This is a genomic window from Methyloversatilis discipulorum, from assembly GCF_000385375.1.
Lineage (GTDB): Bacteria > Pseudomonadota > Gammaproteobacteria > Burkholderiales > Rhodocyclaceae > Methyloversatilis > Methyloversatilis discipulorum_A.
Genome location: NZ_ARVV01000001.1, coordinates 3,102,086 through 3,123,999, shown reverse-complemented (window position 1 = coordinate 3,123,999; position 21,914 = coordinate 3,102,086). Strand labels below are relative to the sequence as shown.

Sequence of the window (21,914 nt, the reverse complement as noted above, 5' to 3'; positions counted from 1 at the left end):
GCCCTCTCTTCATCGACGGTGTCCATGCATAGGCCTCCGATGCCGCTGCGCGTTCCGGCGGCGAAGTTCCTGTCGCTGCACGGTGCCACGCTGCTCGCCATCTGGCTGGTGTGGCTGCTGGCCGGGCAGGGCACCGCATCGCCCCGTCACGGGATCTGGGTGACGTGCAGCCTGCTCGCCGCGAGCCTGCTCGCGCCGCGCCGCGCACTCCATCTGCTTCGTCGCCTGCGCTGGCTCTTCATCGCCATCGCCGTCACCTTTTCGCTCGGTACGCCCGGGCGTCTGCTGATCGACGACTTCACCGCCGGGCCGACCATCGAAGGTCTTCGCGCCGCTGCGCAGGCCGCGCTGCATCTCGCGGCAATGGCCGCCTGCGTGGCCGTGCTGCTCGAACGCATGACGCTGCCGCAATTGGCCGGTGCGATGCACCGGCTGCTGCATCCGCTGTCGTCCGAACGCCCGGGGCCGGACACCTTCGCGCTGCGCCTGCAACTGGTGCTGCGCGACCTGGAACAGCCGCCAGCGCGCGGCGCCTGGCGCAGCTGGCTGCGCCCGCCGGAGGCCGAACAGGCGCCGCTGCCAGTCGAGCCCTGTGCGCCGCTGCGTGCTGCGGACGCGCTGGCCATTGCGCTGGCGCTGGCTGCCTGCGTCACCTGGGTGAAACTGGGGTGAGCCGATGAGGATTGCACTCGGGGTCGAGTACGACGGCTCGGGCTTTCGCGGCTGGCAGTCGCAGCCGGTCGGGCCGACCGTGCAGGACGCGCTGGAAGCGGCACTCGGTGCCATCGCCGCCCACCCGGTGCGTGTGCAGGCCTCCGGCCGCACCGATACCGGCGTGCATGCGACGGCCCAGGTCGTGCATTTCGATACCGCCGTCGAGCGGCCGGAAACGGCGTGGGTACGCGGCTGCAACGCGCTGCTGCCAAAGGGCGTCGCGGTGCGATGGGCGCAGCCGGTGGCCGACGATTTCAACGCGCGTTTTTCGGCGCATGCACGCAGCTACCGCTACTGTCTCTACAACAGCCCGGTGCGGCCGGCGATCGCCGCCTCGCTGGCTGGCTGGTTCCACCGCCCGCTGGACGCGGCGCGCATGGCCGAGGCCGCGATTGCGCTGGTCGGCGAGCACGACTTTTCCGCCTTCCGCTCGTCCGAATGCCAGGCGAAGAGCCCGGTGCGCACGATGACGGCACTCGATGTCCGGCGCCGCGGTGACTGGATCACCTTCGATCTGAGCGCCAATGCCTTCCTCCACCACATGGTGCGCAACATCGTCGGTGCGCTGGTCGAGATCGGCTGCGGCCGGCGCGAACCGGACTGGATGCCGTCATTGCTGGCGCAACGCGACCGCCGGCTGGCCGCGCCGACCTTTGCCGCCGCCGGCCTCTATCTGGTCGGTGTCGGCTACGATGCGCATTGGGGTCTGCCGGCAGACGGCCTGTTCCGCCTGCCGCCGGTCGGCCCGACTGACTGAATCAACGGGAAATCAACGTGCGCAGGACTCGCATCAAGGTGTGCGGCTTCACCCGCGAAGCCGATCTGGACGGCGCGCTGGCGCTGGGCGTGGACGCCGTCGGCTTCGTGCTCTACCCGCCGAGCCCGCGCGCGGTGACGGTCGCGCGGGCGGCCGAACTGGCGCGCCGTGTGCCGCCCTTCGTCGCCCGCGTAGGCCTGTTCGTCAATGAAGACGCGGGCGCGGTCGAGCGGGCGGCTCGCGAGGCCGCACTCGATCTGCTGCAGTTCCATGGTGACGAAAGCGCTGAATACTGCGAACGCTTCGGCCTGCCTTACATCAAAGCAGTCCGGGTGAGGCCGGAAACGGATTTGCTAGAATGCGCAGACCGTTTCCGCGGCGCGCGGGCATTGCTGCTCGACGCCTGGTCGGAAGCATGGGGCGGTTCGGGAAAGCGCTTTGACTGGAGCCTCATCCCGCCGTCGCTGCCGATGCCGCTCATCCTGTCCGGCGGTCTCGATCCGGACAACGTGGCCGAGGCAGTGCGCAACATCCGGCCGGCAGCGGTCGATGTGAGCAGTGGCGTGGAATCGGCCAAGGGCATCAAGGACGTCGCCAGAGTGGCGGCGTTCATATCAGGAGTGGAGCATGGGGAAGCAAGATCTGCCGGCTGAGGTGTCTGCCTCGGCCTACAACTATCCGGACGCTCTGGGTCATTTCGGTCCTTACGGTGGCGTGTTCGTCGCCGAAACCCTGATCGCCGCGCTCGACGAACTGCGCGTCGAGTACGACAAGCTGAAAGACGATCCGGCCTTCCGCGCCGAGTACGAATACGAGCTGAAGCACTACGTCGGACGCCCGAGCCCGGTCTATCACGCCCGCCGCCTGTCCGATCACTGCGGCGGCGCGCAGATCTACCTCAAGCGCGAAGACCTGAACCACACCGGCGCGCACAAGATCAACAACGTGATCGGCCAGGCCATGGTGGCCAAGCACATGGGCAAGCCGCGCGTGATCGCCGAAACCGGTGCCGGTCAGCACGGCGTCGCCACCGCGACCATCGCCGCCCGCCTGGGTATGGAGTGCGTGGTCTACATGGGCAGCGAGGACGTGAAGCGTCAGGCCGCCAATGTCTACCGGATGAAGCTGCTGGGCGCCACCGTGGTGCCGGTCGAATGCGGCTCGAAGACGCTGAAGGACGCGCTGAACGAGGCGATGCGCGACTGGGTCACCAATGTCGCCAACACCTTCTACATCATCGGCACGGTCGCCGGCCCGCATCCCTACCCGATGATGGTGCGCGACTTCCAGAAGATCATCGGCGAAGAGTGCCTGTGGCAGATGCCGGAAATGATCCAGCGTCAACCGGACGCCGTGATCGCCTGCGTTGGCGGCGGCTCCAACGCGATGGGCATCTTCTATCCCTACATTCCCTACCCGGACGTGCGCCTGATCGGCGTCGAGGCGGGCGGCCACGGTCTGGCCAGCGGCCAGCACTCGGCCTCGCTCACCGCCGGTCGCCCGGGCGTGCTGCACGGCAACCGCACCTATCTGCTGCAGGACGAGAACGGCCAGATCATCGAAACGCATTCGGTGTCGGCCGGTCTGGATTACCCCGGTGTAGGCCCCGAGCACGCATGGCTGAAGGACACCGGCCGCGCCGAGTACGTCACCATCAACGACGACGAGGCGCTCGAAGCCTTCCATCGCATGTGCCGCACCGAAGGCATCATTCCGGCGCTGGAGTCGTCGCACGCGATCGCCTACGCGATGAAGCTTGCCGCCACGATGCCGAAGGACGCCGCCCTCCTGGTGAACCTGTCCGGTCGTGGCGACAAGGACATGCACACCGTGGCCGAGAAATCCGGCATCAAGTTCTGACGCGTTCCCGATCAACCTGTTGCCGGTCGGGGCGCGCAAGCGGTCCGGCCGGCGGTTTCAATACATGTCCCGAATCGCTTCCACCCTGTCCGCACTCGAATCGGCCGGCCGCAAGGCGCTGATTCCCTTCATCACCGCGGGTGATCCCGATCTTTCGCTGACCGTGCCGCTGATGCACACGCTGGTCGATGCCGGCGCCGACATCATCGAGCTCGGCGTGCCGTTTTCCGACCCGATGGCGGACGGCCCGACCATCCAGCGCTCGTCCGAGCGCGCGCTGCTGAAGAAGGTGTCGCTGCGCAACGTGATCGCGGCGGTGGCCGAGTTCCGCACCACCAACGCAAGTACGCCGGTGGTGCTGATGGGTTATGCGAACCCGATCGAGGCGATGGGTGTGGACGCCTTTGCCGAGGCGGCTGCGAAAGCGGGTGCCGACGGCGTGCTGGTGGTCGACTATCCGCCCGAGGAGTCGCACGACTTTGCCGCCAAGATACGTACGCTGGGTCTGGACGTGATCTTCCTGGTTGCGCCGACATCGACCGAGAAGCGCATCCAGGCGGTGGGCGAGATCGGCAGCGGCTACATCTATTACGTGTCGCTGAAGGGCGTGACCGGTGCCGGTCACATCGACGTGAGCGAGGTCGCGAAGCGCATTCCGGCCATCCGCAAGTCGGTCGGCATGCCGGTGGGCGTGGGCTTCGGCATCCGCGACGGCGCGTCGGCAAAGGCTCTCTCGGCGGTGGCGGACGGTGTGGTCATCGGCAGCCGCATCATCGAGGAAATCGAAGGCAGCCCGGCGGACCAGGTTCTGCCGCGCGTCAAGGCGCTGGTGGGCAGCATCCGTCAGGCGATGGACAGCCAGGAGGTCACGGCATGAGCTGGTTGCAGAAACTTCTCCCCCCGAAGATCAACCGCAGCGAGGCCGCCGGCCGCAAGTCGGTGCCCGAGGGGCTGTGGTCGAAATGCCCGGCCTGTGAGGCCGTGCTGTACACCGCCGATCTGGCCGCCAACCAGAACGTCTGCCCGAAGTGCAATCACCACTCGCGCATGCGCGCCCGGGCACGTCTCGACGGCCTGCTCGACCGCGAAGGCAGGTTCGAGATCGGCAACGAGGTGATGCCGGTCGATCCGCTGAAGTTCCGCGACAGCAAGCGCTACGCCGACCGCCTGAACGCGGCGGCCGACGACACCGGCGAGGGCGACGCACTGGTCGTCATGCAGGGCGCCATCAAGACGGTGCCGGTGGTCGTGGCGTGTTTCGAATTCGAATTTCTCGGCGGCTCGATGGGTTCCGTCGTCGGCGAGCGCTTCGTGCGCGGCGTGCGTCTGGCGGTCGAGCAGCGTCTGCCCTTCGTCTGCATCGCCGCCAGCGGCGGTGCGCGCATGCAGGAAGGCCTGTTCTCGCTGATGCAGATGGCCAAGACCACGGCCGCGCTGACCCAGCTGTCGCAGAACCGCCTGCCTTTCATTTCGGTGCTGACCGATCCGACCATGGGCGGTGTGTCCGCCAGCTTCGCCTTCATGGGCGACGTGGTGATCGCCGAGCCGGGCGCACTGATCGGCTTCGCCGGCCCGCGCGTGATCGAGCAGACGGTACGCGAGAAGCTGCCGGAAGGTTTCCAGCGCGCCGAGTTTCTGCTGGAGAAGGGCGCCGTCGACATGATCGTCGACCGCCGCGAGATGCCGGACCGCATCGCCGGGCTGCTGGCGGCACTGCAGCGCATGCCAGCGCTGGCGAGCTGAGCCGGCTTCGCCTAATATCCGCGTCCGCCCAGATTCCGGCCTGCCCAGCCCATTCATGTATTCGACCCTGCCCGAGTGGCTGCAGCATCTCGAAAGCCTGCACCCGAAGGTGATCCAGCTCGGACTGGATCGCGTGCTCAGCGTCAAGAAGGCGCTCGGCGTGGTGCAAAAGGTGCCGGTGTTCATCGTCGGTGGCACCAATGGCAAGGGTTCGACCTGCGCCATGCTGGAGCGCATCCTGCGTTGCGCCGGCTACCGCGTCGGCACCTATACCTCGCCGCACCTGCTGGCTTACAACGAGCGCGTGCGCATCAACGGTGAACCGGCCAGTGACGAAGCGCTCTGCCAGGGCTTCGCTGAAGTCGAGCGGGCGCGTGGCGACATCGCGCTGACCTATTTCGAGTTCGGCACGCTGGGCGCCTGGCAGGTGTTCGAGCGTGCCAATCTCGACGCCATCGTATTGGAAGTCGGTCTCGGCGGCCGGCTCGACGCGGTCAATGCCTTCGACGCCGACTGCGCCATCGTCACCAGCGTCGATCTGGACCACATGGAATACCTCGGCGATACGCGCGAACTGATCGGCCGCGAAAAGGCGGGCATCTTCCGCGCCGGTCGCCCGGCCATCGTCGGCGACCCGGTGCCGCCGCAGACCGTGATCGACTACGCCGAATCCATCGGCGCCGTGCTGAAGATTTCCGGCCGTGACTTCGGTTTTGGCGGTGACCGTCAGCAATGGGGCTACTGGCGGCGCGACCCCGGCCGCCTGGTCAAGCGCGGCGGTCTGGGCTATCCGGCGCTGCGCGGCGCCAACCAGCTGCTGAACGCGTCGGCCGTCATCACGGCGCTCGATTCGATGTCGGACCGGCTGCCGGTCACCGTCGGCGACATCCGCCTCGGCCTGGCGACCGTCGAACTGCCCGGTCGCTTCCAGGTCATGCCCGGACGGCCGGCGGTCATCTTCGACGTCGCGCACAACCCGCACGCCGCGTCGGTGCTGAACGAGAACCTGTCCAGCATGGGTTTCTACCCGGAAACCTGGGCGGTGATGGGCATGTTGCGCGACAAGGACATCGCCGGCGTGCTCGACCGCCTGAAGGGGCGCATCGACCACTGGATGCTGTGCGATCTGGGCGGCCCGCGCGGTACTCCGGCCTCGGACATCGCCGCGATGATCGCGGAACGCGGCATCGCCGGCTCGGTCGATTGCTTTGCGTCGCCGGTCGAGGCCTGGCAGGCGACCCGGGAGCGCGTGGGGGGCGATGATAGAATCGTGGTTTTCGGATCCTTCCTGACCGTGGCCGAAGTGATGCGCGAGTACGCGCAGTCGCCGCGGCCGCCGCTGCCGGACGCCGCCACACCGCCCGCCAAGGGCTGATCCCCACCCGCAGGACTCGCCCCGAAGTGGCTTCCACCGATTCAGATCTGCAGACCGATCTTCGCAAGCGTGCGCGCCGCCGTCTTCTCGGCGCGATCGCGCTGGCACTGACCGCGGCCATCGTGCTGCCCATCGTGATGGACCACGAGCCGCGCCCGCCGGCGCAGGACATCGCGGTCCGCATCCCTACGCGTGACGCCGCACCACCGCTGGCGTCACCGGCGCGCGACGCGCAGCCCGATGCCGATACGGCTGAACCGGCGCCGCCGCCGGCACCGCCCGATTCCGAGCCGCTGCCGGCCAGCCGGAACGACGCGCCCAAACCGGCGCCGGTGGTGAAGCCCGAAGCGCCGAAGCCGCCGCCGGCCGAAGCCGCCAAGCCCACGCCCAAACCGGAAGCGAAGCCGGAGCCGGTCAAACCGGCAGCGAAGCCCGAACCGACGCCGACCGAAGCCGCACGTGCGGCCGCCCTGCTCGACGGCCAGGGCACCGCTTTTGCACTGCAGCTCGGCGTGTTCAGCGACGCCGCCAATGTGGCCAAGCTGCGCTCGCGTGCCAAGGAACTGGGCTTTGCCAGCTTTACCGAGGACGTGAAACTGGCCGACGGCCAGACGCGTACCCGCGTCAAGGTCGGCCCCTTCTCCAGCCGCACCGCTGCCGAGGCAGCGCAGCGCAAGCTCGAAGCGGCCGGCATGCGGTCGATGATCGCGCCGCGTTCATGACGATTCTGGATTACGGCCTGATCGGCATCGTGGTCTTCTCCACGGCGATCGGGCTGATGCGCGGACTGGTGAGCGAAGTGATCGCGCTGGCGGCCTGGGTGCTCGCCTTCATCGCCGCCCGTCAGTTTGGCGGCGACGCCGCCCAGTTGCTGACCGGCCTCATTTCCGACCCCGGCCTGCTTGCAGTCGCCGGTTTCGCCCTCACCTTCATAGCCGTACTGCTGCTGTGCGGCGTGCTGCGCTGGCTCATGCGTTCGCTGATTCATGCCACCGGTCTGGACATTCCGGACCGTGTGCTGGGCGGGCTGTTCGGGCTTGCGCGCGCGGGACTTATACTGATGCTCCTCGTCGTCGGCGCGGCCTACACCCCGGCACCTGAGCAGCCCTGGTGGAAGTCGGCCGCGCTGACGCCACCACTCGAGACGGCAGCCATTGCGTTGAAGCCCTGGCTGCCGGAATCCGTGGCGAAAAAGATTCGTTTTAAGGCCTGACCATCATGTGCGGAATACTCGGCGTCGTAGCCACCTCTCCCGTTAACCAGCTGCTGTACGACGGTCTGCTCGTGCTGCAGCACCGAGGCCAGGACGCGGCGGGCATCGCCACCGCGCAGGGGCCGAAGTTCCACATGCACAAGGGCTCGGGCCTGGTGCGCGACGCCTTCCGCACGCGCAACATGCGCAATCTGCAGGGCAACTGGGGCATCGCCCACGTGCGCTACCCGACCGCCGGTTCTGCCTACAACGCGGCCGAGGCGCAGCCCTTCTATGTGAATTCGCCGTTCGGCATCATGCTGGCGCACAACGGCAACCTGACCAATTCCGAAGAGCTGAAGCTGGACATGTTCCGCACCGACCTGCGGCACATCAACACCACCAGCGATTCGGAAGTACTGCTCAACGTGCTGGCGCACGAAATGATGCAGGCGCTGCGCGAGCGCCCGACCTTCGACCACGAAACCATCTTCCGCGCGGTGGCCGGCGTGCACCGCCGCTGCCGCGGTGCCTACGCGGTGGTGGCGATGATTGCCGGCTTCGGCCTGCTCGCTTTCCGCGACCCTTACGGCATCCGTCCGCTGGTGATCGGCAACCATGAGACCGCCAACGGCACCGAATGGCTGGTGGCGTCGGAAAGCGTCGCTCTCGACACGCTGGGCTTCAAGCTGCTGCGCGACATCGCACCGGGTGAGGCAGTGCTCGTTTCGCCGGAAGGCGCGATCAGGACGCAGCAGTGCGCCGAGCGTCCGAACTACGCGCCCTGTCTGTTCGAGTACGTCTATCTGGCGCGGCCCGATTCGCTGATGGACGGCGTGTCGGTGTACGAGTCGCGGGTCAAGATGGGCGAGTTCCTCGCGCAGAAGATCCAGCGCGATCACGCCGACCTGCAGATCGACGCCGTCATCCCGATTCCCGATTCCAGCCGCCCGTCGGCGATGGAACTGGCGCGCGTGCTGAACGTGCCCTACCGCGAAGGTTTCGTGAAGAACCGCTACATCGGTCGCACCTTCATCATGCCGGGGCAGGCGGTGCGTCGTAAGTCGGTACGCCAGAAGCTCAATGCGATCACCCAGGAATTCAAGGGCAAGAACGTACTGCTGGTCGATGATTCCATCGTGCGCGGCACCACCAGCCAGGAAATCGTGCTGATGGCGCGTGAAGCCGGCGCGCGCAAGGTGTACTTCGCTTCGGCCGCTCCCCCGGTCCGTTTCGCCAACGTCTACGGCATCGACATGCCGACCCGCGACGAACTGATCGCCTCCAACCGCACCGACGACGAAATCCGCGAAGCCATCGGCGCCGACGAACTGATCTACCAGACGCTGGACATGCTGAAGGCCTCGATCACCGCCTGCAATCCGTCGATCGACCAGTTCGAGACGTCCTGCTTCGACGGCTGCTACATCACCGGCGACGTGACCGCTGCCTATCTCGACGGCGTCGAGAGCCAGCGCAAGGGAGCGCCCAAGCAGACGGACGAGGACGGCGGCCAGCTCGACCTGAACCTGGTGGCGTCGGAAGAGAACGCCTGATGGCTGCAGGCGCTTGACGTCTGCAGCGGCCGGGCGCTAATGTCCCGACTACGCGCCGATTTGAATCCAGCTTGCGGGCGCGCGGGGCCGTCGTCGAAAGAGGGCGGCCCCGGACAAATACGGCTAAAGCGGCGAAACGAACGTATCTGCGGAAACCCGTTTTGCCTCCGAGGCGGAACGGGTTTTTTGTTTTTGCGTGCTCCGTTCCCGCCTCGCGCTTTGTTTTCGAACTTCCGCATGACCGGCCATGAGGCTGGATGGAGCACATCATGAGCAGCACAGACCGCGCGCCCTTCGACCCGGCGCAGTACGACCCCGAAACCGTCGCCGTGCGCGCCGGCATAGAGCGCAGCCAGTTCGGCGAACACGGCGAAGCCCTGTTCCTGACCTCGAGCTTCGTGTTCGACACCGCGGCCGAGGCCGCCGCCCGCTTTTCCGGCAATGCGCCGGGCAATGTCTACGCCCGCTTCACCAACCCGACGGTCACGATGTTCCAGGATCGCCTGGCCGCGCTCGAAGGCGCGGAAGCCTGCATCGCCACCAGTTCCGGCATGTCGGCCATCCTGTCGACGCTGATGGCGCTGCTGAAGAGCGGCGACCACATCATCGCGTCGCGCGGCATCTTCGGTTCGACCCAGCAACTGTTCGCGACCTATTTCGAGAAGTTCGGTGTCAGTACCACCTTGGTCGAGGCGACCAATATCGCGGCCTACCGCGCCGCGGTGCAGCCGAATACCAAGCTCTTCTTCATCGAGACGCCGTCCAACCCGCTGACCGAAGTGATCGATATCGCCGCGGTGGCCCAGGTCGCGCACGCGGCCGGCGCGCTGCTGGCGGTCGACAACTGCTTCTGTTCGCCGGCGCTGCAGAAGCCGATCGAACTCGGTGCCGACATCGTCATCCACTCGGCGACCAAGTATCTCGACGGTCAGGGCCGCGTGCTCGGTGGCGCGGTGTGCGGCCGCAAGGCGGAAATGGACGAGGTGCTGCGCTTCCTGCGCACCGCCGGGCCGACGCTGTCGCCGTTCAACGCCTGGGTCATCCTGAAGGGGCTGGAAACGCTGTCGATACGCATGCAGGCGCAGTCGGCCAATGCGCTCGAACTGGCGCGCTGGCTGGAGGCTCAGCCCTGGGTGGCGCGCGTGTTCTACCCCGGCCTGCCGTCGCACCCGCAGCACGAGATCGCGATGCGCCAGCAGAAGACCGGCGGCGCGGTGGTGGCTTTCGAGGTGAAGGGCGGTCGCGAAGAGGCGTGGAAGCTGATCGACTCGACCCGCATGCTGTCGATCACCGCCAACCTCGGCGACACCAAGACCACCATCACCCACCCGGCGACGACCACGCACGGCCGCATTTCGCAGGACGCGCGCGACGCCTCGGGTATCCGCGACAGCCTGATCCGGCTGGCCATCGGGCTGGAGTCGGTCGACGACATGAAGCGCGATCTCTGTCGCTGGCTGGCGTGATGCCCCCACGCTCACTGTGTCTGCATGGGTCAGGTGCGGCGCATCGCGCTGCAAGGCTTGTCTTACGGGGACCGGCTTTGCACAGCCGGTCCGTTCGCCAGGCGCAGCGCATGCGCTGCGAAACCCCTGCCTCACCCCGGCGGGCGGCGAGCGGCTTCGAAACGCGTCAGTGCAGGAGTTGAGTCCCTATGCCGCGCCACATCGCTCTGGTCCCGGCCGCTGGCAGCGGCAGCCGTTTCGGCGCGCAGATGCCGAAGCAGTATCTGCCGCTGGCCGGCCAGCCGCTGATTCGCCACGCGCTGGCGACGCTGTGCGCCCACCCGCGCATCGACCGCGTGGTGGTCGTGCTGGCGCCGGAGGATCTGTACTGGCAGGGCTTCGACTGGTCCGCGCTCGGACCCAAGCTGATGCCGGTGCATTGCGGCGGACCGAGCCGCGCGGTGTCGGTGCGCAACGGACTGTGGGAAATCGCTGGCTGGGCGCGGCCGGACGACTGGGTGCTGGTGCATGACGCGGCGCGCCCCTGTCTGTCCGCGGACATGCTGGATACGCTGATCGACACGCTGGCTGACGACCCGGTCGGCGGCCTGCTGGCGCAGAAGGTGGCCGACACGCTGAAGCGTGCCGACGCCACCGACCGGGTCGAGGCGACGGTGCCGCGCGACGCGATGTGGCAGGCACAGACGCCGCAGATGTTCCGGCTGGCCACGCTGCACGACGCACTCGACCGCTGCAACGACGTGACCGACGAAGCGTCGGCCATCGAAGCCGTCGGCCTGAAGCCGCGCCTGGTTGCCGCTGGCGCGGCCAATCTGAAAGTGACCTGGCCGGAAGACATGAAGCTGGCCGAACTGATCCTGCAGACACGGGGGAACGCCGCATGAATCCGCTGCTCGGCGCATCGCCGCTGCCCTTCCGCATCGGCCAGGGCTTCGACGTGCACAAGCTGGTCGAAGGCCGCAGATGCATCATCGGCGGTGTCGACATTCCGCACGAAAAAGGCCTGCTCGGTCATTCCGACGCCGACGTTCTGCTGCACGCCATCACCGATGCACTGCTCGGCGCGGCCGGTCTGGGTGACATCGGCCGCCTGTTTCCGGACACGGACGCCGCCTATGCCGGCGCCGACAGCCGGGTGCTGCTGCGCGAGGCGGTGAAGAAGGTGCAGGGCACCGGCTGGCTGATCGGCAACATCGACGCCACCGTCATCTGCGAGCGCCCGAAGATCACGCCGCACGCCGCGCAGATGGTGGCCCATATCGCGGCCGACTGCGGCATTCCGCCGCATGCGGTGAACGTGAAGGGCAAGACCTCGGAAAAGCTGGGCTACACCGGTCGCGGCGAAGGCATCGCGGCCCAGGCAGTGGCGATGCTGGTGCGGCCGCCCGAACCCGCCATGGGCTGAGCGCCACCGATGTCGGCGGTTTTGACATCAGGGCGCCGGACGTGTGATGAATCCGATTCGAATCAATGGCTTGTTCGCGTGGTGCGTGTCTTGCTTCAAGGTGGCCGACGCAATTCACCGATAAGGACATCCCGATGAAGTCCCTGCTTGTCGCCGCCTCCCTGCTGGCCGCATCTTCCGCCTGGGCTGCCGCCCCGATCACGCCGACCAACGCCTCCGCCACCGGCAGCTACTCGATCGACGGCGTCGACCTGTCCATCCTCGCCGATGGTTACGTCGCACCCGAGCTGACGCTCTACACCGTCGACGCCGTATCCTGGTCGGGCCAGGAAGGCGCATCCGGCGCCACCTTCACGCTCGATTTCGGCCAGCTCTACACGCTGACCGACGTGCTGCTCGGCGTCGATCACAATGACTTCTACCAGGTGCAGGTGTCGACCGACGGCCTGAACTGGAACACGCTGTTCACCAACCTCGCTTTCGAAGGTCAATCCAATTTCGGCAGCGAAATCATTTCCAGCGTTGCCGGCAACGCCGAATACCAGGCCACCATCGACTTCCCGTCGGTGGCCGCCCGCTATGCGCGCATCTACGCCATGGGTGGCGACGGCGCCTACTCGGTATCGGAAATGAGCTTCAGCGGCGTGGCCGTCGTGCCGGAGCCGGAAGCCTATGCGCTGATGCTGGCCGGTCTTGCGCTGGTCGGTTTTGCCGCACGCCGTCGTTAAGGTCTTCGGCGCGCATTGAAAAGGCCGGCTTTCAGCCGGCCTTTTTCGTTATCGCGGGCGCACAGCGTCGTGCCGCCTGAACGCCGTCAGCGAGCGGCTGGCGGCGGACTGGCCTCCACCACCTGCCATCCTTCCCGGCAGGTTCTGACATAGGGGTAGTACTCGCGCGCCGACGCGCAGTAGTACCAGTTACCGCGCCCGGACTGCGCGGCAGTGGGCGGTGCCGACGCCGCGGGCGGCTGATGGCCCGGCGGTGGCGGCGGATAGGGCGCATTCGCCCGTCCCGGCAGGGCTGGCGCAGGTGCGGGCGCCGGCGAGCCGGTGCCGCGGTCGGCGAAGCGGCCGGAGGTCGGCACGCGCTGGCCCTTGGCGTACATGCACTGGATGTAGGCCTGGTCATAGCTGCGCTGCGTACCGCGGGCCGAACTCTGTGCCGCTTCGCTGCCGATGGCGCCGCCCATGATCAGGCCGGTGCCGGCTCCGACGCCGGCACCTTCACGACCTCCGATCAACGCACCGGCAGCGGCGCCGACCGCGGTACCGACTGCTGCGCTGCGCACGCCGGCGTCGCGGGCGGCTTCGCTGGCGTCGGTGCCACCGGTCTGTTCGCGCGCGTATTCGCGGCACAGCGCATCGTCGTGACGGAACTGGTCGAAGCTCTTGCCAGTGCCCGGCAGTGCCATCACGCTCGGACCGCTGGGCGTCGTCGCGCAGCCGGCGAGCAGGGTGAGCGTCAGTGCGGCAAGCGCTGCATGTTGAAACTTCCTCATCGCGCGCACCTCATCGCGGCGGCTGCGCCGCCACGCTCTGCCAGCCTTCCGGACATTCCGTGACGTAAGGGTAGTAGCCGTTGACCGATGCGCAGTAGTACCAGGTGCTCGGCGGCGGCGGGGGCGGCGACATCGAAGGCGCCGGGGCGACCGGCTGCGGATCGCGTTCGACATAGACCGGCGGCGCGCGCTCGATCACCACCGGCGGATAGTAGGCCGGACCGTAGTAGTAGGGCGGGGGATAGTAGAAGGGTGACGGGCCGTACCAGGGGCGGTAATGGCCCGACCCGAAGACAAAGCCCACGCCGATGTCGACGTGGGTGCGTCCGTGACGATGCCCGTGGCGGTGGCCGCGGTCCGCCCACGCGTTGCTGGTCGCGAGCAGTCCGAGTGCCAGTGCGGCGGCCGCTGCTCTCTGCGAATTCATGATCGATCACCTTTCCGGCACCGCGAGACGGTACGGTGCATTGCGGATCATCGCGCCGCCGTGTCAATCGTCTGTGCGACAGCCGTTGCGGCGTGTTGCAGTTGCAACAGAATGGTAATGGATGACGGCGCGGCTGGCTTCACCGGCCGCCCGTCGGTTGTTCCGGCGGTGGGCTGGACCCCGCGAGCAGGCTTTCCAGCCGCGCGATGCGGTGACGGTGGGCGGTCGTGATGGCGTAGAAGTGCTCCCGCAGTTCGGCCGAGCGGCCCAGCATCACCAGGACGCCGGTGCGCAGTTCGTCCTGCACCACCACCTCGGGCAGCACGGTGAGCCAGCCGCTGTCGCGGGCGATCAGGCGCAGCATGGCCATGTCGTCGACCTCGGCGCGCAGGCGAGGGCGGACGCCGGCCGACATGCACAGGGCGTCGAACTGCGCGCGCAGCGCGTGGCGCGGACCGGGCAGCGCGACGTCGACGCCGTCGAGATCGTCCGGCAGGCGCATCGCCTTGGTCCGGCCGCGGGCGGCGGGGCCGACCAGACAGATTTCCTGGCTGCCGAGGAAGCGGCAGTGGAGCGGGCGGTTCGCGTCGGCAGCGACCGCTTCGTTGGCCAGCACGACGTCGAGCTGATGTGTGAGCAGCCGGTCGATCAGGCCGTCGATCTGGCCCGATTCCAGCGTCAGCACGACCGTCGGATCGGTCAGCAGCGGCCGTATCCAGTTCTCCTGGTAGTTGCGCGACAGCGTGGCGACGCTGCCGACTCGCAGCCGGATCATCCCGTCGGCGCGGCCCTGCAGCCGGCCCAGCATTTCCTGCCCCAGTCCGAAGATGTCCTCGGCGTAGGACATCACCATCTGCCCGGTGTGAGTAAGTATCAGACTTCGTCCACTGCGCTCGAACAGCGGCTCGCCGAGGCGCTCTTCGAGCTGCCGGATCTGCGCCGACAGTGCCGACTGCGACACGTGCAGTTCCTGTGCCGCGCGCGTCAGGTGGCCGGTCCGGGCGACGCGCCAGAAGTAGAGCAGGTGATGGAAGTTGAGCTGTTCGAGATTCATTGTTCTGATTAAAAGAACGAAATATTCTTTTCATTGTATTTTACAGAACGTTTGCTGCGCCACATCATCGATGCCAATGCTATCGAGGAGATGTGGAATGGATCCATACAGTCTGAAGTCGGGGGCCGGCGCGCTGCTGCCCGCCCTGCTGATGTCCCTGCCGATGCTGCTGAGCCGGCTGCGCGGTCGCGACGATGCGCCACTTTGGCGCCGCTTCACGCAGCTGTCCGCGGTCGCGCTGCTGGCGGCGCTGGCCACGCCGCTGCTGCTGTGGCTGGCAAGCGATCTGCCCGGTCCGCGCCTCGACGGCTGGATCGCGCTCGGCCCGTTCACCGCAGCGATGGCCATCCTGGTGCAGGCGGTCGGTACGGTGATCGGCGTGTTCTCGTCGCGCTATCTGCAGGGCGAGGCAGGACAGCGCCGCTACGTGGCGGCGCTGTCGGGCGTGCTGGTCGCGGTGCACCTGATGCTGATCGCCGACCACTGGGTTCTGCTGATCGCCGCCTGGGCGCTGGTCGGCGTCGCGCTGCAGCGCCTGCTGTGCTTCTACGGCGACCGCCCGTTCGCGCTGCTTGCGGCGCACAAGAAGAGCCTGGCCGACCGTCTCGCCGATGTCCTGCTGATCATCGCTGCGGCGCTGGCCTGGAACGAGGTCGGCAGCGGCTCATTGTCGGAACTGTGGCGCCATCTTGACGCGCACGGCGCATCGGTGGCACTGCAGGCGAGCGCGCTGTGCGTCGCTATCGCGGTCATCCTGCGCACCGCGCTGCTGCCGGCGCACGGCTGGATCATCCAGGTGATGGAGGCGCCGACCCCGGTGTCGGCCCTGCTGCACGCCGGCGTCGTCAATCTGGGTGGCGTCGTGCTGATCCGCTTCTCGCCGCTGCTCGATGCGGTGCCCGCTGCGCGCTGGCTGCTGGTGATCGCCGGTCTGGCGACCGCGCTGCTGGCCGGCATGGTCATGCTGACGCGGGTGAGCATCAAGGTGAGGCTGGCCTGGTCCACCGTGGCGCAGATGGGTTTCATGGTGCTCGAGTGCGGCCTTGGCCTGTACATGTTCGCCGCGCTGCACCTGATCGGCCACTCGCTGTACAAAGCGCACGCCTTCCTCGCCGCCTCCGGTGTGGTCCGGGATACGCGGCTGCGCAGGATGCTGGGCGAACAGCGTGCCGCGCTGCCCAGCCTGCTGCTGGCGCCGCTGATCACTGGCGCGGCCGTGCTGGCGACAGCGTGGCTGGCGGGTGCACACTGGCCGCAATGGTGGACGCTGGTTCTGGCGCTGGCCTGGGCGCCTCTGCTGTGGCTGCCGTCCGCTACCGAGCGCACGCGTGCTGCGCTCTGGCAGGGCGCTGCCGGTCTCGTTGCCGTGGCCGGATTGACGCTGGCCGCCGGTGTCGCGCATCGGCTGCCGCTCGGCCTCAACGACCGGCCCGACGAGGTCGCCGGCCTCGTCACGCTGGCCGGCATGACCTTGCTCTACGGCTGGATGGTCGTGCTGCAGACCCGGCCGCAGTGGCTGTCCACCTGGCGACGTCTGAGTTACGCCGGCTTCTACGTCGATGAGTTCTACACCCGTCTCGCGCTGACGCTGTGGCCTGCCCGCTGGATTCCGCCCGTCGCCGCCGGCCGCACCGGCGACGCCGACCTCGCCCCCGCGCAGCCCTGATTCGATCGCCTGGAGATGATGATGCACACCTCTGTCCCCGAAGCCGTCCGCACGCAGCCGCCCCGTGACCTCGTCGCGCCGATCGATGCGCCGCGTGACGACCTGCTGCAGCGCCGTATCGATGCCGCCTGTTCCACCGCCTGCGCCGCGATCGCGCCAGCCTGGCCGCTGGACCGGGCGATCGCCGTCAATCCGCACTGGTCGCGCATCGGCCACAGCGTGCGCACGGTTGCCGCACGGATGGCGGTACTGGCTGGCATACCGGTGTTTCCGTCGCGCGACCTTCTGCAGCAGGCCTGGCGCAGCGGTCGCGTCACCGCGGCTGACCTGACGGCTGCACTGACCTCGCTGCCGCCGGGCACGACCGACGGACTGGATGCCGCCACCTGCGTCGCCGCCCTCGACCTGACACCCGAACTGCCCCGGCTGCCGCTGCTGATCGACGTGCTCGACGACGACCCGGCGCGCCACCAGCGGCTGTCCTGGCGGCAGGCCATCACCCATCAGGTCAGCCAGACCTGCGCCGCCTATTTCGACGAGCACCAGGCCGACTGGCAGCCCGAGCGCGGCGGCGGTCTGTATGCCTTCTGGCGCGACACGCTGAGCCACGACCACGGCATCGGCGTGCTGATGGGTCTGCCCGATCTGAGCCGGCGGCTGCATGCGCTGCCGGCCGACCGCGTCGAGGCCGAGCGCTGGGTGCTGCAGCGCCTGGGCCTGCCGGAGCAGGCATGGGCCGACTACCTCGAGGCGGTGCTGCTGACGGTGAACGGCTGGGCGTCGTGGTGCGCCTATCTCGGCTGGGAGGCCGCGCAGCGCGGCGGTGCGGACCCGCACCTGCGCGATCTGCTGGCCATCCGGCTGGCCTGGGGCGCGCTGCTGCTCGAAGGCCACTGCGACCAGTCGGCGGAACGCTCCTTTGCCGCGGTGCAGGCGGCCTGGGCCGAGGCACCGGCGACGCTCGCCCGCGCCGAGGACATGCTGCGCATCGACGAAGTATGGCAGTCGGCGCTCGACGCCGCCTACCAGCGGGATCTTGCGCTGCGACTGGCCTGCGCCAGCAGCCCGCAGGTACTGGACGCGCCGGCGACGCGGCCGGAGGTGCAGGCGGCCTTCTGCATCGACGTGCGCAGCGAACCGATGCGCCGGGCACTGGAGGCGGTGTGGCCGGGCATGCGCACGCTCGGTTTTGCCGGCTTCTTCGGCCTGCCCATCGCCTACACGCCCTTCGCCACCGACGCCCGCCGCCCGCAACTGCCCGGCCTGCTGGCTCCGGCGATCGAGGTGACCGATCGCATCGACGGCGGCAGCGACGGCGATCCGCTCGATGTCGAGGCGGCCACGGCGCGCCAGCGTCAGTTCGCCGGTCGGCGCTCGTGGCGGTCGGCGAGTCGTTGGCCGGGAGCGGCTTTCTCCTTCGTCGAAGCGGCCGGCGTCGGCTACGTTGGCAAGCTGGCGCGCTGGCTGCATCCGTCACGCGAGGCGCGTGCGCGCGACGACCTCGACGGCCTGCCGTCGCGCTATCGCGCACTGTGCCGCCCGACGCTGGACGGGCTGGACCTCGACGCACGGGTGGCGCTGGCCGAGCGCGTGCTGCGCGCGATGGGTCTGGAGCGCGAACTGGCGCCGCTGGTGCTGCTGATCGGTCACGGCAGCCAGAGCGCCAACAACGCGCATGCCGCCGCGCTCGACTGTGGCGCCTGCTGCGGACAGACCGGCGAGGTGAATGCCCGCGCGCTTGCGCGCCTGCTCAACGATGCCGGAGTGCGTGCGGCGCTGGTGCAGCGTGGCATCGACATCCCCGCCGTGACGGTGTTCGTCGCCGGGCTGCACAACACGACGACCGATGAGATCGAAGGCTTCGATCTCGACCTGCTGCCGGCCGAGGCGCGCGCCCGCTGGGAGCGTCTGGAGCCGGTATTCGCCCACGCCGGCGACCAGGTCAGGCGCGAGCGCGCCGCCAGTCTCGGCCTGGACCCGCGCGCCGGTCATGGCGCGCTGCTGTCACAGCTGCGCCGCCGCGCCAACGACGGTGCGCAGACGCGGCCGGAGTGGGGCCTGGCCGGCAACGCCGCCTTCATCATCGCGCCGCGTGCGCGCAGCGAATCGGCGGTGCTGAACGGGCGTACCTTCCTGCACGACTACGACAGCGCGCGCGATGCCGACGGCAGCCTGCTCGAACTGCTGATGACCGCGCCGATGCTGGTGACGCACTGGATCAACTGGCAGTACCACGCTTCGACCTGCGCACCGGCGCACTTCGGCAGCGGCAACAAGCTGCTGCACAACGTGGTCGGCGGGCGCATCGGCGTGTTCGAAGGCAACGGCGGCGATCTGCGCATCGGCCTGTCGCGGCAGTCGCTGCACGACGGCGAGCGCTGGGTGCACGAACCGGTGCGCCTGACCGTCGCGATCGACGCGCCGGCGGCCGCCATCGAACGCGTGCTCGGCAAGCATGCCGTGGTGCGCCAGCTGGTCGACAACGGCTGGCTGCATCTGTGGCGCTTCGACGGCGCCCGGATGCTGCGCTACGCAGCCGGCCAGTGGCAGTCGCTGCCTTTCACCGGCGGCGCAGCGACCAAGGCGTCCGCGCCATCCGCCGTTCCCGTCCAGTGAGGTTCCTGTCATGAATGCACCCATACCCACATTGCGCGACGACGCCAGCCTGTCGCATCTGGACTGGCTGGAGGCCGAGGCCATCCACATCATGCGCGAGGTGGCCGGCCAGTGCGCCCGCCCGGCGTTGCTGTTCTCCGGCGGCAAGGATTCGGTCTGCCTGCTGCGCATCGCCGAGAAGGCCTTCCGGCCCGGTCGCTTCCCCTTCCCTCTGCTGCACATCGACACCGGCCACAACTATCGCGAGGTGATCGAGTTCCGCGACCGCCGCGCCGCCGAACTGGGCGAGCGGCTCATCGTGCGTTCGGTCGAGGATTCGATCCGTCGCGGTTCGGTCGTACTCAAGCACGCCGACGAATCGCGAAACCGGCACCAGTCGGTCACGCTGCTTGAAGCGATCGAGGAGTTCGGCTTCGACGGCTGCATCGGCGGCGCCCGGCGCGACGAGGAGAAGGCGCGCGCCAAGGAACGCATCATGAGTTTCCGCGACGAATTCGGTCAGTGGGATCCGAAGAACCAGCGCCCCGAACTGTGGAACCTCTACAACGCCCGCACCCATGTGGGCGAGAACGTGCGCGCCTTTCCGATCTCGAACTGGACCGAACTCGACGTCTGGCAATACATAGAGCGCGAGCGGCTGGCCTTGCCGTCCATCTATTTCGCGCACGAGCGCGAGGTGGTGCTGCGCAACGGTCTGCCGGTGCCGGTGAACGTGCCGCTGGCCAGCGGCGAACTGACCAGCCTGCCGCGGCCTGGTGAGCAGGTCGTCTTACGGCGGGTGCGTTTCCGCACTGTCGGCGACATTTCCTGCACGGCGCCGGTCGAGTCGGATGCCGATACCGTCGCGCGCATCCTTATCGAAACCGCGAGCACCGACCTGACCGAACGTGGTGCCACGCGACTGGACGATCAGACCGGCGACGCGTCGATGGAACAGCGCAAGCGTGAAGGCTATTTCTGAGCACCGGCCGCGCTGCGACCGGTCATCGAGGACCGCATATGAGTACATCTGAAGACAAGGGCCTGCTGCGCTTCCTGACCTGCGGCAGCGTGGACGACGGCAAGAGCACGCTGATCGGCCGCCTGCTGCACGACAGCCGGGCCATCCTCGCCGACACGCTGCAGGCGATCGAGCGCACGTCGGCACGCCGCGGCATGGAAGCGATCGACCTGTCGCTGCTGACCGACGGTCTGCAGGCGGAGCGCGAACAGGGCATCACCATCGATGTCGCCTACCGCTATTTCTCGTCGGGCCGGCGCAAGTTCATCATCGCCGATGCGCCGGGGCACGAGCAGTACACGCGCAACATGGTCACCGCTGCGTCGACCGCCGATCTGGCCATCATCCTGATCGACGCGCGCCGCGGCGTGCTGACGCAGACCCGTCGCCATGCACAGCTGGCGGCGCTGCTCGGCATTCCGCAGCTGGTGGTGGCGGTGAACAAGATGGATCTGGTCGACTTCGCGCAGCCGGTGTTCGAGCGCATCCGCGATGACTTCCTCGCGTTCGCGGCCGGCGTCGGCATCGGGCAGGCGCGCTTCGTGCCGATGTCCGCCCTGCGCGGCGACATGGTGGTCGACCGTGGCGAACACCTGCACTGGTACGACGGGTCCACGCTGATGGAGATGCTGGAAAGCGCGCCGGCAGCGGTGGCACCGCACGCCCACCCCTTCCGCTTTCCGGTGCAGTGGGTCTGCCGTCCGCAGGACGCGGCGAATCCCGCGTTGCACGATTACCGCGGCTTCATGGGCCGGGTCGAGGCCGGACGCATCGCGGTCGGCGATACGGTGAGCGTGCTGCCCTCTGGCCTGAGCACCACGGTTCGGGCCATCGAGATCGGCGGCGAAGCGCTTGCACACGCCGGGGCCGAACAGTCGGTCGCGCTGCTGCTCGACGACGACATCGACGTGTCGCGCGGCGACATGATCGTGGCGCCTGAGTACCCGCCGCAGGTGCTGCGCCAGATCACCGCCGACCTGTGCTGGCTGTCGGATCTGCCGATGGACCGCACCCGCACCTACCTGATCCGTCATACGACGCGTGAAGTCAGGGCGAAGCTGGTGGCCATCGAGCACCGGCTGGACGTGAACACGCTGGAGCGTATGCCCGCCGAACGGCTCGTGATGAACGACATCGCCCGCGTGCGCTTCAAGCTGGCACATCCGGTGTTTGCCGACCCCTATGTGCTGAACCGCTCGACCGGCGCTTTCGTCGTCATCGACGACAGCACCTACAACACGGTGGCAGCGGGCATGATCGTGGTGGACGTTGAGGCCGTGGCGTGATGCGAGCGGCGACGAACGGTCCGCGTTCAAGCCGGCGCGCTGCGCGTCGTTAAGACTGTCAGCGCGCCGGTCGTCGGCGCAGGAGAGATCACATGGACGTTTCCGCAATCGCCAGCGCCGCTACCTCGATGTCGCAGCAGAAGGTGGTCGACGCCGCCGGCACCCTGGTGCTCAGAAAGGCACTGGACATTCAGGCGTCGAACGCCGCGCAACTGCTGCAGGCACTGCCGACCCCTCAGCCTGCGCCGCCCGCCAGCAAGAACATCATCGATACCTACGCCTGAGACTGGGGTCCGAGC

22 protein-coding genes are annotated in these 21,914 nt (G+C 68.0%); 19 read left to right on the top strand and 3 right to left on the bottom strand.

The genetic code is table 11. From position 1 onward, the window contains the following. Positions 1-39 precede the first annotated feature (39 nt). The 14 genes from METRZ18153_RS0114645 to METRZ18153_RS0114580 all read left to right on the top strand — a co-directional run bounded on the left by METRZ18153_RS0114645 (position 40) and on the right by METRZ18153_RS0114580 (position 12,796). Entirely contained in the window at positions 40-672 is a 633-nt protein-coding gene (locus METRZ18153_RS0114645) for a hypothetical protein (protein ID WP_020165435.1), read from the top strand. A gap of 4 nt (positions 673-676) precedes the next feature. Then, positions 677-1,471 carry a tRNA pseudouridine(38-40) synthase TruA gene (truA, locus tag METRZ18153_RS0114640; protein ID WP_020165434.1) on the top strand — a complete coding sequence of 265 codons (795 nt, stop codon included), beginning with the start codon at positions 677-679 and terminating at the stop codon, positions 1,469-1,471. Positions 1,472-1,509: 38 nt separating this feature from the next. Next, complete coding sequence (locus METRZ18153_RS0114635) at positions 1,510-2,124, top strand: phosphoribosylanthranilate isomerase (RefSeq protein WP_020165433.1); 615 nt, start codon at positions 1,510-1,512, stop codon at positions 2,122-2,124. After that, complete coding sequence (gene trpB, locus METRZ18153_RS0114630) at positions 2,099-3,331, top strand: tryptophan synthase subunit beta (RefSeq protein WP_020165432.1); 1,233 nt, start codon at positions 2,099-2,101, stop codon at positions 3,329-3,331. The genes METRZ18153_RS0114635 and trpB overlap by 26 nt, the downstream gene beginning before the upstream one ends. A gap of 64 nt (positions 3,332-3,395) precedes the next feature. Beyond that, positions 3,396-4,208 (top strand): tryptophan synthase subunit alpha, encoded by an 813-nt coding sequence (trpA, locus tag METRZ18153_RS0114625; protein ID WP_020165431.1) that lies wholly within the window; start codon positions 3,396-3,398, stop codon positions 4,206-4,208. After that, on the top strand, positions 4,205-5,074 hold the full coding sequence (accD, locus tag METRZ18153_RS0114620) for an acetyl-CoA carboxylase, carboxyltransferase subunit beta (protein WP_020165430.1): 870 nt from the start codon (positions 4,205-4,207) through the stop codon (positions 5,072-5,074). Before trpA ends, accD begins: the two co-directional genes overlap by 4 nt. A 55-nt stretch (positions 5,075-5,129) precedes the next feature. Beyond that, positions 5,130-6,449 (top strand): bifunctional tetrahydrofolate synthase/dihydrofolate synthase, encoded by a 1,320-nt coding sequence (gene folC, locus METRZ18153_RS0114615; RefSeq protein WP_020165429.1) that lies wholly within the window; start codon positions 5,130-5,132, stop codon positions 6,447-6,449. 26 nt (positions 6,450-6,475) lie between these two features. Beyond that, positions 6,476-7,171: an SPOR domain-containing protein gene (locus METRZ18153_RS0114610; protein WP_020165428.1), complete on the top strand. Its 696-nt coding sequence runs from the start codon at positions 6,476-6,478 to the stop codon at positions 7,169-7,171. Further along, complete coding sequence (locus METRZ18153_RS0114605; protein WP_020165427.1) at positions 7,168-7,662, top strand: CvpA family protein; 495 nt, start codon at positions 7,168-7,170, stop codon at positions 7,660-7,662. The genes METRZ18153_RS0114610 and METRZ18153_RS0114605 overlap by 4 nt, the downstream gene beginning before the upstream one ends. A 5-nt stretch (positions 7,663-7,667) precedes the next feature. Further along, positions 7,668-9,197, top strand: a complete 1,530-nt coding sequence (gene purF, locus METRZ18153_RS0114600) for an amidophosphoribosyltransferase (protein ID WP_020165426.1) — start codon at positions 7,668-7,670, stop codon at positions 9,195-9,197. Positions 9,198-9,454: 257 nt separating this feature from the next. After that, complete coding sequence (locus METRZ18153_RS0114595; protein ID WP_020165425.1) at positions 9,455-10,663, top strand: O-succinylhomoserine sulfhydrylase; 1,209 nt, start codon at positions 9,455-9,457, stop codon at positions 10,661-10,663. Positions 10,664-10,851: 188 nt separating this feature from the next. Then, complete coding sequence (ispD, locus tag METRZ18153_RS0114590) at positions 10,852-11,547, top strand: 2-C-methyl-D-erythritol 4-phosphate cytidylyltransferase (RefSeq protein ID WP_020165424.1); 696 nt, start codon at positions 10,852-10,854, stop codon at positions 11,545-11,547. Then, on the top strand, positions 11,544-12,068 hold the full coding sequence (gene ispF, locus METRZ18153_RS0114585) for a 2-C-methyl-D-erythritol 2,4-cyclodiphosphate synthase (RefSeq protein WP_020165423.1): 525 nt from the start codon (positions 11,544-11,546) through the stop codon (positions 12,066-12,068). Before ispD ends, ispF begins: the two co-directional genes overlap by 4 nt. Positions 12,069-12,202: 134 nt before the next feature. Next, positions 12,203-12,796 carry a discoidin domain-containing protein gene (locus METRZ18153_RS0114580; protein WP_020165422.1) on the top strand — a complete coding sequence of 198 codons (594 nt, stop codon included), beginning with the start codon at positions 12,203-12,205 and terminating at the stop codon, positions 12,794-12,796. An 86-nt stretch (positions 12,797-12,882) separates the two neighbouring features. Here METRZ18153_RS0114580 and METRZ18153_RS0114575 read toward each other — a convergent pair whose 3' ends face one another. The 3 genes from METRZ18153_RS0114575 to METRZ18153_RS0114565 form a co-directional block, all read right to left on the bottom strand. Next, entirely contained in the window at positions 12,883-13,566 is a 684-nt protein-coding gene (locus METRZ18153_RS0114575; RefSeq protein WP_020165421.1) for a YMGG-like glycine zipper-containing protein, read from the bottom strand. A 10-nt stretch (positions 13,567-13,576) separates the two neighbouring features. Then, positions 13,577-13,993, bottom strand: coding sequence for a hypothetical protein (locus METRZ18153_RS0114570; RefSeq protein ID WP_020165420.1), 417 nt, complete (start codon positions 13,991-13,993; stop codon positions 13,577-13,579). A gap of 139 nt (positions 13,994-14,132) precedes the next feature. Beyond that, a complete protein-coding gene (locus tag METRZ18153_RS0114565; RefSeq protein WP_020165419.1) occupies positions 14,133-15,047 on the bottom strand; it encodes a LysR family transcriptional regulator in 915 nt (304 codons plus the stop codon). Positions 15,048-15,144: 97 nt separating this feature from the next. Between METRZ18153_RS0114565 and METRZ18153_RS0114560 the strand changes: the two genes are divergently transcribed. The 5 genes from METRZ18153_RS0114560 to METRZ18153_RS0114540 all read left to right on the top strand — a co-directional run bounded on the left by METRZ18153_RS0114560 (position 15,145) and on the right by METRZ18153_RS0114540 (position 21,899). After that, entirely contained in the window at positions 15,145-16,713 is a 1,569-nt protein-coding gene (locus METRZ18153_RS0114560) for an NADH-quinone oxidoreductase subunit L (RefSeq protein WP_020165418.1), read from the top strand. Positions 16,714-16,728: 15 nt separating this feature from the next. Next, positions 16,729-19,329 (top strand): YbcC family protein, encoded by a 2,601-nt coding sequence (locus METRZ18153_RS0114555; protein ID WP_020165417.1) that lies wholly within the window; start codon positions 16,729-16,731, stop codon positions 19,327-19,329. Positions 19,330-19,339: 10 nt separating this feature from the next. After that, complete coding sequence (gene cysD, locus METRZ18153_RS0114550; protein WP_051091685.1) at positions 19,340-20,290, top strand: sulfate adenylyltransferase subunit CysD; 951 nt, start codon at positions 19,340-19,342, stop codon at positions 20,288-20,290. 38 nt (positions 20,291-20,328) lie between these two features. Then, positions 20,329-21,615, top strand: a complete 1,287-nt coding sequence (locus METRZ18153_RS0114545) for a sulfate adenylyltransferase subunit 1 (RefSeq protein WP_020165415.1) — start codon at positions 20,329-20,331, stop codon at positions 21,613-21,615. 92 nt (positions 21,616-21,707) lie between these two features. Beyond that, positions 21,708-21,899 carry a YjfB family protein gene (locus tag METRZ18153_RS0114540; RefSeq protein ID WP_020165414.1) on the top strand — a complete coding sequence of 64 codons (192 nt, stop codon included), beginning with the start codon at positions 21,708-21,710 and terminating at the stop codon, positions 21,897-21,899. Positions 21,900-21,914: the final 15 nt, after the last annotated feature.